Genomic DNA, 2,297 nt, shown 5'->3' on the forward strand with positions numbered 1-2,297 from the left:
GGACCGCGGCGACGGCCGCGGCGGCGCGGGTGGAGGACGCCCGTTCGCCGCCCGTCACGAGTGAACCGGCGTCCCTGCCGCCGCGCGAGGCCCGCTCCAGCTCGGCCCGCTCGGCCGGTGAGAGCCCGCCGAGCAGCCGCCGTGCGGTGGCCAGCTTCTTCAGCACCGTCTTCTTCTGCCGCTTCAGCTCCGTGCGCTGCCGCTCCAGCTGGGCGAGCTTCGCGCCCGCCTCCGTCCGCTGCTGCCCCAACGCGCGCTGGGCGTCCTTGAGCCGGCCGAGCCTGTCCTGCTGCCGGCTGCCGATGCGGTCGAGGGTGGCGGCCTTGTCGAGATAGCCGTCGGCGTCCTCGGAGAGCATCAGCGCGAGGGCCGGATCCAGGCCGCCCGAGCGGTACTGCGCGCCCGCGGCCGAAGCGAGCCCCGACCGCAGCCGGTTGACCTTCGCCTGACCTCGGGCGGCCCGCTCCTGGGCGTGCCCGACCTGCTCGTGGAGCTCACCGATGCGCTCCTTGGCCGCGTCGTACTTCTGCGTGGCCACCTCTGCCTGCTCATACAGCCGGTCGATACGGGAGCCGGCCGCCGACGGCGAAGCGCCTCCGGGGCCGTCGCCGGGCTCGGCCACCGCCGGAGACGCCGGAGACGCCGGAGACAACGCGGCAGCCGCCCCCGCGACCGCCGTCAGCACGGCGACTCGGGCAGGCCGCTTCCGGCCCTGCGGGGCGGGTTGTCGATGAGAGTGCGAGACCACTGCGGACTCGCTCCTTCCGCTAGGCGAAGTGCCCGGCGAATCTAGCCGCACCGCTACGGACGGTCCACGCGCCGCGCACCGCGCGGAAGTCGTACGAACCGCAGCGACCCCGCCGATGACGCAGGTCACCGGCGGGGTCGTAAGTCAGTACGGCTCGTTCACTGTCACCCGGACGGATGATGCCGGGCCGGATTCTGTGACGACACCCGCGGGGTCTGTCGCTGTCCGTGATCGTGCCGGCCTGGCTGGCTGGCTGGCCGGCCGGCGGCCGTCAGCCGATCCGCACGCCGAACATGAACGGCATGTTGTTGATCGACTCGAAGCGCACATTGGCACCCGGCTTGGGGGCGTGCAGAATCTGCCCGTTGCCCGCGTAGAGGCCGATGTGGTGCAGGTCGTTGTAGAAGAGCACCAGGTCGCCGGGGGCGAGTTGGCCCTTGCCGATGCGGGTGCCGGCGTTGGCCTGGGCCTGGGAGGTACGGGGCAGGGAGACGCCGGCCTGGTTGTACGCCCAGGAGGTGAGCCCGGAGCAGTCGAAGGAGCTGGGGCCGGTCGCGCCCCACACGTACGGCGAACCGATCTTGGTCTTGGCGGCGGAGAACGCCGCGCCGGCCCGCTGAGAGGCCGAGGCGTCGCCACCGAGATCCGCGCGCGAACTGGCGGCGCGGTCGGCGCGCGCCTGCTCGGCGGCGAGCTTCGCGCGTTCGTCCGCCGTCAGGGAGTTGAGCAGCGAACGGGCATCGGAGAGCTTGCCCTGGATCTTCTTCTTCTTCTCGCCGAGTTCCTTGCGGGTGTCGGCGAGGTCGTCCAGCTTGTCCGCGGCTTCCTTGCGCTGCTGCGCCAGGTTGCGCTGCTTGCTCTGGATCTTCTTCAGCGCCTCGGCCTGCTTGGTGCTCAACTGGTCGAGCGTGGAGGCCTTGTCGAGGTAGCTGTCCGGGTCCGAGGAGAGGAAGAGCTGCACGGACGGGTCCACACCGCCGGTGCGGTACTGCGCGGTGGCCATCGAACCCAGGCCGTTGCGCATGTCGTTGAGGTCGTCCTGCCCGCGCGCCACGCTGTCCTGGAGGTTGCCGACCTCCTTGTTCAGCTTGCTCTGCTTCTCCTTGGCGCCGTTGAACTTCTCGGTTGCCGCCTCGGCGTCCTCGTAGAGCTTGTCGACCTTCTCCTTGACCTCCTTCTCGGAGGCCTTGGGTTCGGCTTGTGCCGCCTGCGTGGTGAGGGCGACCGCCGCCGCGGCGGTTGCCGTGAGCACGGATACGCGGCGAGTACGGCTGGGCTGCTTGGGACGACGGTGGGACGCCACTGGGGCGAGCTCCTTCTTCCTGAGCCGCCTGCCGGACTGACACTCCGGCTCCACTTCGCGGGGGCTCAGTGGAACGAGGCGGTCCTCCGCTGCCGTCCCGGATGGACGGTCAACCTCGCGGAGGGTTCGGGGCCAGACATTAGCCATGGGTAATCGTGGGATCAAATCACTCTGGGAAAAAACCCGTCACACAAGCAGATTCTTTACTCAGCTCGCACAGGGAGCGATGAAGGAGTCACACAGGGA

2 protein-coding genes are annotated in these 2,297 nt (G+C 70.0%); both read right to left on the reverse strand.

Going from position 1 to position 2,297, the window contains the following annotated elements:
• Positions 1-622, reverse strand: a 622-nt coding sequence (locus ACRDP3_RS11710) for a coiled-coil domain-containing protein (RefSeq protein WP_431516826.1), incomplete at its 3' end; no start/stop codon positions are given.
• 397 nt (positions 623-1,019) lie between these two features.
• Positions 1,020-2,051, reverse strand: a complete 1,032-nt coding sequence (locus ACRDP3_RS11715; RefSeq protein ID WP_431516827.1) for an NlpC/P60 family protein — start codon at positions 2,049-2,051, stop codon at positions 1,020-1,022.
• Between the last annotated feature and the right edge of the window lie 246 nt (positions 2,052-2,297).

The organism is Streptomyces sp. (genome assembly GCF_050698815.1).
GTDB lineage: Bacteria > Actinomycetota > Actinomycetes > Streptomycetales > Streptomycetaceae > Streptomyces.